Below are 6,889 nucleotides of genomic sequence, written 5' to 3'. Positions count from 1 at the left end.
AGAATAAAAAATCAATCTATGAGAAAGATCTATTTACACAAAAGATTTGACAGTTTCAGCAAGTAGAACTAGAAATGCAGTAGGATTATTTCTATTAGCCAAAGAAATACAAGCTATTATTAGAGGTAAAAGGACGATTAAAAGAGAATATGCAGAATTAGTTTTGTATTCTTTTAAAAGTTGTTGCAAGTAAATTATTCTCTCGTCAGCTTTAATTTTATATAACAATTCGTTTTCAAGCTTTATTTGCACTTTATTGAGTGTTGGTTCAATTTCTGATTTATAAGATTCAATTATTATAAACTCTAGAAAGATCCCTGTTATAAAGAAGCCTCCACCCCAATCATCATAAGGGGTGGTAAGTATTGAAACAATGCCAATAAAAGAGAGTATTGCAGGTAGAAATAACCACCGTACAATTGCGTATGCTTTTCTCATCGATCTGAGTAAATAGAAAGCATCATTTGAGAGATTGCTAAAGGTTCGATTTGTAGAATCAGATTCTTTATATTTTTTCAAAATTTTTTCCTCTGTAAAGTATAAATTTTCATTGATTTTCTAAATTTATTTTAATGCTGTTAGTTATAACTTTAAAGAAGAGTAGTTTAAAACGGAGCTAAATATAAAATAAAAATATCTTTAACTCTAATTGAAGTTAAGGATATTTCTCGTATTTACATTTTTTCTAAGCGTTTGATACGATCCGAAGTGGCTGGGTGTGTATCAAATAAGTGCGAAAATCCGCGTTTCTTATGAAATGGGTCTTCAATGTACATTCCTGCACTGCTTGGATCTGCTTTTTTCATAGGTTGGCTATTATCGATCTTTTTTAAGGCCGAAATCAATCCTTGTGGATCTCGTGTTAAGTCAACTGATGATGCATCGGCTAAATACTCGCGGTTACGTGAGAGTGCCATTTGTACTAAACTAGCCGAAATTGGTCCCAAAATTAATACAAAGACGATGGCAACTATTTTGATAATCATTATGACTGGGTTGTTGTCATCTTTATTATCATCACGGCTGTGATGATCTCCACCGAACCACCAAATATAACGGCTAGCATAACCAGAGATGAAAGAGATAACTCCGACTAAAACCACGGCAACCGTAGAAAGTAAAATATCATAGTTTCTTATATGTGATATTTCATGGCCTAGTACGCCTTCAAGTTCTTCTCGGTTCATCATATCAAGAAGACCTTGCGTTACGGCTACAGCACTATGCTTTGGATCTCGTCCGGTAGCAAATGCGTTTGGGCTTTTATCAGGAATGATAAATACTCGTGGCATTGGGACGCGAGCTACCATTGCCATGTCTTGGACAATATGCCAAAGTTCTGGATTATCTTTTTCATGAATTTCCTTACCATGGTTCATGTTCATGATCATATTGGCAGGATTGCGTAGAACTATAAACATATAGATAAGGCTGGCAATAAACGCAATTGCAATTCCTATCCACGGATTGTCGGTAAAGATGTAGCCTAAACCTGCTCCAACTAGAGTAAGAATCACCACAAAGAGGACCATAATTAGCGTGGTTTTACGCTTATTATGGGCAATTTGCTCAAATAACATAATTTAATTACCTACCATTAAAATTTAACTTTTGGTGCTTCTTTTTCTGTTTCTGGAGTTTCCAAGTAATCGACCTTCTTAAATCCATGAATCTTAGCAACAATATTTGATGGGAAAGTTAATAACTTCTTGTCGTACATTGCAGCAGATGAGTTATAAAGCTGACGAGAATAAGCAATTTTGTTTTCTGTGTTAGTTAATTCTTCTTGAAGCTTTAAGAAAGTTTGGTTAGCTTTTAAATCAGGGTAGTTTTCTGATAAAGCAAAGATAGATTTAAGTGCATCAGAAATTTGGTTAGAAATCTTTAAAGTACCCTTACGGTCGCTGCTTGGTGTATTAGTTAATTGATTACGTAGTTGAACAACTTTTTCAAGAGTATCTTTTTCATGCTTGGCGTACCCTTTAGTAGTTTCTACTAGGTTAGGGATTAAATCGTTACGACGTTTTAATTGAACGTCAATTTGACTCCATGACTCATCAGTATAAACTTTGGCTTTTTGTAAACCGTTATAAATAGTAATGTAAATAGCAATTAGTAAAACAATGATAATTAAAATTATCCAAGTTAATGTTGACATAAATTTTCCTCCTTATGTGTATATCTAATTGTACCTGATTCTGTAGATTATAGATAAAAAAAGAGATGCTAATTGGGCATCTTTAATGAAAAAGTTAAATTTTTACTTATATCTTAAAAGTCAGTAGGAACCAACCAACTATCGTTAAGATAATTAAGCCAGTAAATTGCATGATTGACCAACCTTTGAGAAAAGTCTTTTTGTTAACAGTGGCATTCTTATTGAAAGTTTTGAGTACTAACATATTAGCCATTGAACCAATTGGGGAACCAAAACCACCAATATTAGATCCAAGATACAAAGCTTGAGCATAAGGGGTAAATTTACCGACTAAGATAGTCGATGGTACATTGCTCATTACCTGACTGGAAATGATTGAGGTGAGGTAAGTTGAGTTTTCTGAATGGATCATCATGTGAATGACACCTACTATGGCTGGTATCTGTTGAATATCACTGATAAATATAAAGAAACCTGTAAAAGTAAGCAATAGAGCATAATCAATTTTAAGCATGATTCTTGGATTGATTATCAATGCTAATACAATTGCTGCAAGCATTGGCCAAATGATGTTAACAACCCTAAAAACGCCCAGAAAAAAGAAGATGAATACTGCTGTTGTAATAATAGTTGGACGTAAACTTATGTTTATGTTTTCAGTTTTTCGAACTGGAATTTTTTTTCGGGGGGTACAAAAAAATACAGCTATTAAAATAAGCAGTGAGATTATTACAAATGGCGTGGACCAAGAGAAAAACTGAAGGAAATCTATATTATATTTACTAACTAAAAAAATATTATGCGGATTACCCCATGGAGTAAAGGCCGCACCGACATTAGCGCCCATACCAATTAAAGTAACTGGCAGAATTTGTGGTAATTTATATTTTTTGGCTATATTTAAATATAGCGGTATTAAGGTCAAAGCCGTAATATCGTTACCTAAAAACATGCCTGAAATAATTGATAACATTGTAAATAATATATTTAATTTCCGCGTATTATTGGCTATACTTGTTAATTTATAAGCCAGTACATCTAATACGTGTAAATAAGCGTATATTTGAATAATAGTGAGCATTGCAGCAACTGAAAATAAAGTATGAAAGTTTATATCAATTAACCGCGGTCTCGCAAAAAAAAGACTGATTACCGTTACTAAAACGGTAATCTGTAAAATCCTATCTTTGAAAATATTTTTCAAGACGGTCATAAAATGTTCCCCCTCACATATTACAATCATCTAAAACTCACACTCTATTCTGAGCTTTTTTGGTATAGTTCGCAATGATAAATTAGTAAAAATAAAATAAAAAAAGAGCAATCCAGTATAAAAATGAAGTACAACAGGGCAGATTGAAAATATTTATCAAAATTAAAATAAGGCACGTTAACTTTGTCTATAAAAAATTGCAATTAGTTAGGCATAATTTTTGCTTTACTGCCCCGTTAGTTTATACTATACATTAGTAAGTAATAAACAGGAGGTAATTTATTATGACTGACATTAAAGTAATTTCAATGAATATTAAACCTGAAGCTGCTGAAAAGATTAAAAGCCACGTCCAAGACGGCCAAGTAGTTCTTTTAGCATTAAATGATGGTTCAAATAAATATTCTAAACAAGGTGGTACCTGTACAATCGGTGCTAACTTCCAATTCGTTATTTTAGACAAGAAAGATCCTGAATATGATATCAAGATTGACAACAATGCTGGCCTTGATCTTTATACTTCAAAATCAGAAATGGCTTTCTTAGATAATGGTTTGGTCATTAACGCTAAAGATTCTACCTTAAGCCTGTCAGATGATAGTGGTGTTGTCGATGGCGGTGTTACGATTAGTAACTTTAAGCCATCCAAGATTACCAAGAAAGATATGATGGAAGGCAAAACCTGCTAATATCTTTTAGATAAAATAAGACGCATTTTTTACTTAGTTAGTAAGGAATGCGTTTTTTGTTATTTACTATCCTTTTTAATTAATTTTGTTCTATTTCCTTTAACCTGAATATCTAGCTGCATTAACTGGTTAAAAATTTGCTTAACCAAGTCTTGAATTCTATCTTTATCACTTACTGTGTTCAAAAAATAGGCAATTGCTTTATCATATTTGTTCTTGTAATGAGTATTTAATTTCTTCCAGTTGATATTCTTAAATTCTGTTAGTAAATCTTTCTCATTTTCAGGAATCTGAATTTTACCTTGTTTAATTAACACAGCAATGATGGGATAGCCGGCATAATGTTGCCAGTAAGTCGCATTATCGTTAGAAGAATACTGTTTTTCAGAAAATTTTACGGTATATGTTTTACTATAATTAGATGAAGTAACTAATGCATGATCTGCTTCCATCTTTATTCTTTGGTCAGCGATTGCACTTAATGCTTCATAAACTTTTGCAAGTGGTGGTTGTTTCATTTTTAATTCTTTTCTTTAGTATAGAAAAAGCGGCTTAATCAGCCGCCTTTTTTATTTGATTACTCCTAAATCTTTTCTTCCATCGTACTTAACAATTGCTTTGATAGCTGCGGTAATACCCTTAACGTCATCATCTAAAGATAAGCATGGGGTATTAGGCCGGTTAAGGACTTGATCTGGCAAAAATGGGATATGCATAAAACCTGCTTTTAAGTTTGGAAACTCTTTATCGATAAAGTATTGAACCTGATACATAATATGGTTACATACATAGGTACCAGCGGTTGTAGATACATAACTCGGTAAACCAATGTCTTTAATTGCTTGTACCATTGCTTTTACTGGAAGTTCTGTAAAGTAAGCAGTTTGACCATCTTCATGAATTGTGTGATTGCGTGGTTGATAGCCAGCATTATCGGCAATTCGGCCATCATCAAGGTTAATTGCCACTCTTTCAGGGGTTAAACCAAATCTTCCACCGGCTTGCCCGATGTCTAAAACATAGTCAGGATGATTATCGGTGATGCCTTTGTGAACGACATCTGCCGATTTACCGAATTCAGTTGGAATTTCTAACTTGATTATTTTTGCTCCTGCAATTTCATCAGGTAATCTTTTTACAGCCTCAATAGCTGGATTTATTTTATCAGTACCAAAAGGGTTAAAACCCGTAACGAGAATTTTCATAATTTCCTCCTAAAATGCTAAGAAATACATTAAAACAATTTGAACAATCAACATGATGATTGCAATTGGTGCCTGCTGCTTGATAACTCCTAAATTGTCATCCATTTCCAGTAATGCAACTGGTAAAGAATTGAAGTTAGCAGCCATTGGCGTTACTAAAGTTCCGCAGTAGCCAGAAACCATACCGAGTGCGGCGACAACAGCGGGAGAACCGCCTTGTGCTACTACGAAAGGGATCCCGATAGCGGCGGTGATTACTGCAAAAGCAGCAAAGGCATTCCCCATAATCATTGTAAACACAGCCATTGCAACACAGTACAAAATAACTCCTAATAGGTGATTACCTGCAGGGAAGATTCCTGCTATCATCTTAGCGGTTACCTGTCCTACACCGGCTGCGGTAAATACGGCTCCTAAAGTTGCCAATAATTGTGGCAAGATTCCGGCGGTCCCCATCGAACGAACCATTCGTTCACTATCGTGATAAGTGGTTTTAAAGTTGATTTTGGTCATAATTATTGCAATTATTAAGGAACCAACAGATGCCACACCGATACCAATCAGCCCACCTAATTTAGTAAATTGACTGATTAAAATTGATAGGACTGCTAAGACCAGGCTTGGTAAGAATAGCCAAGCACCTAATCTCTTAGCTGATTGCTTTTCAATTTTTTCGTCAGGGCCTTTGACTTTGCCGACTTTAATTTGCTTAAAGAGGGCTAAAATACCAATTACTACAATTAATAGTCCAATTACAAAATTGGGTAAGTATTTACCTGTGGCAAAAATTATTCCTAAAATTAGCCAAAATAGGCCGGTTCCAATTCTTGCTGAATTGCTTTTATCACGAAAAGATTCAATACTGGCAAAAATCATAATAATGCCGATAAAAATATAAAAGAATTCTAGGATATCTTTTGTGTTCATTTAATATCCCTTCTTCTATAAATCAAATTGTTTATCAAACTGCCTATTGTAGAAATAAACAATGATGTAAACAATTACGGCCGATGGAATTGAATAGAGCACAATGTTGATTGGTGTGGCAGAGTGTCCCAATGACTCCATGGTACTAGACATTAGCAATGTCCCGCTTGCGGCAATAAATATATTTTGTGAAAAGAAGTTACCAAAATTATCATTGGCGGCGGCACGGGCTTTGATTAAGTCAGTTTGCTTCTTAGTTAAAGGCTTTTTAACACTTGCGGCTGCTTGTGCCATTGGGTTAATAAGTGGTGCAATAAATTGAACTTGTCCTTGTAGTGATATACCTAATGCACAGGTAACTTCACGAATGAGTAAATACAAGTTGAAAATCTTGCCAGGTGATAACTTCTTAATTTTATTAACAATGCTCACGGCAGCTTCTTTTAAGCCATGACTTTGAACGACACCGATCATCGGCAAAGTTAAGAAGAAGATGGATACCATTCTATTATCCATAAAACTCTTACCTATAAGTGTTAATAACTGCATAAATGACATGCCTGAAACTAACCCTGTGGCTACGATAGCGGCTACAACTACAGCGATCGTATCTAAATGGAAAGCGAATCCGAGAATAATGATAACGATCCCAATTAATTTTAAATATTCCAAATAATCTTTCTCTCCTTTACTGTAT

9 protein-coding genes are annotated in these 6,889 nt (G+C 34.3%); 1 reads left to right on the top strand and 8 read right to left on the bottom strand.

Annotation, left to right across the window (positions count from 1 at the left end; all coding sequences use genetic code 11):
• Positions 1–33: 33 nt before the first annotated feature.
• From FC77_RS04455 to FC77_RS04440, 4 genes are all read right to left on the bottom strand, one after another.
• Positions 34–519 carry a hypothetical protein gene (locus FC77_RS04455; protein ID WP_056970301.1) on the bottom strand — a complete coding sequence of 162 codons (486 nt, stop codon included), beginning with the start codon at positions 517–519 and terminating at the stop codon, positions 34–36.
• Positions 520–674: 155 nt separating this feature from the next.
• Positions 675–1,580 (bottom strand): zinc metalloprotease HtpX, encoded by a 906-nt coding sequence (gene htpX, locus FC77_RS04450; protein WP_056970300.1) that lies wholly within the window; start codon positions 1,578–1,580, stop codon positions 675–677.
• Positions 1,581–1,597: 17 nt separating this feature from the next.
• The gene (locus FC77_RS04445; RefSeq protein WP_054681771.1) at positions 1,598–2,158 is read right to left on the bottom strand and encodes a LemA family protein; all 561 of its coding nucleotides are present in this window, start codon (positions 2,156–2,158) and stop codon (positions 1,598–1,600) included.
• A gap of 106 nt (positions 2,159–2,264) precedes the next feature.
• The gene (locus tag FC77_RS04440) at positions 2,265–3,371 is read right to left on the bottom strand and encodes an SLC13 family permease (RefSeq protein WP_056970299.1); all 1,107 of its coding nucleotides are present in this window, start codon (positions 3,369–3,371) and stop codon (positions 2,265–2,267) included.
• Positions 3,372–3,655: 284 nt separating this feature from the next.
• Here FC77_RS04440 and FC77_RS04435 point away from each other — a divergent pair, with 284 nt between their 5' ends.
• A complete protein-coding gene (locus tag FC77_RS04435) occupies positions 3,656–4,060 on the top strand; it encodes an iron-sulfur cluster biosynthesis family protein (protein ID WP_054681769.1) in 405 nt (134 codons plus the stop codon).
• Positions 4,061–4,119: 59 nt separating this feature from the next.
• On the opposite strand, the gene FC77_RS04430 is transcribed toward FC77_RS04435, so the two are convergent.
• The 4 genes from FC77_RS04430 to FC77_RS04415 are packed head-to-tail and all read right to left on the bottom strand — an operon-like array spanning position 4,120 to position 6,864.
• On the bottom strand, positions 4,120–4,578 hold the full coding sequence (locus FC77_RS04430) for a hypothetical protein (protein ID WP_056970298.1): 459 nt from the start codon (positions 4,576–4,578) through the stop codon (positions 4,120–4,122).
• A gap of 51 nt (positions 4,579–4,629) precedes the next feature.
• Positions 4,630–5,265, bottom strand: a complete 636-nt coding sequence (gene pcp / locus FC77_RS04425) for a pyroglutamyl-peptidase I (protein WP_056970297.1) — start codon at positions 5,263–5,265, stop codon at positions 4,630–4,632.
• A gap of 9 nt (positions 5,266–5,274) precedes the next feature.
• A complete protein-coding gene (locus FC77_RS04420) occupies positions 5,275–6,192 on the bottom strand; it encodes a DUF979 domain-containing protein (protein WP_056970296.1) in 918 nt (305 codons plus the stop codon).
• Between the two features lie 15 nt (positions 6,193–6,207).
• Positions 6,208–6,864, bottom strand: a complete 657-nt coding sequence (locus FC77_RS04415; protein ID WP_054681767.1) for a 5-oxoproline transporter, DUF969 family subunit — start codon at positions 6,862–6,864, stop codon at positions 6,208–6,210.
• Between the last annotated feature and the right edge of the window lie 25 nt (positions 6,865–6,889).

Source organism: Lactobacillus acetotolerans DSM 20749 = JCM 3825 (assembly GCF_001436775.1).
GTDB lineage: Bacteria > Bacillota > Bacilli > Lactobacillales > Lactobacillaceae > Lactobacillus > Lactobacillus acetotolerans.
Note: the sequence above shows the minus strand (reverse complement) of the source record. Positions and strands in the feature narration are given on the sequence as shown.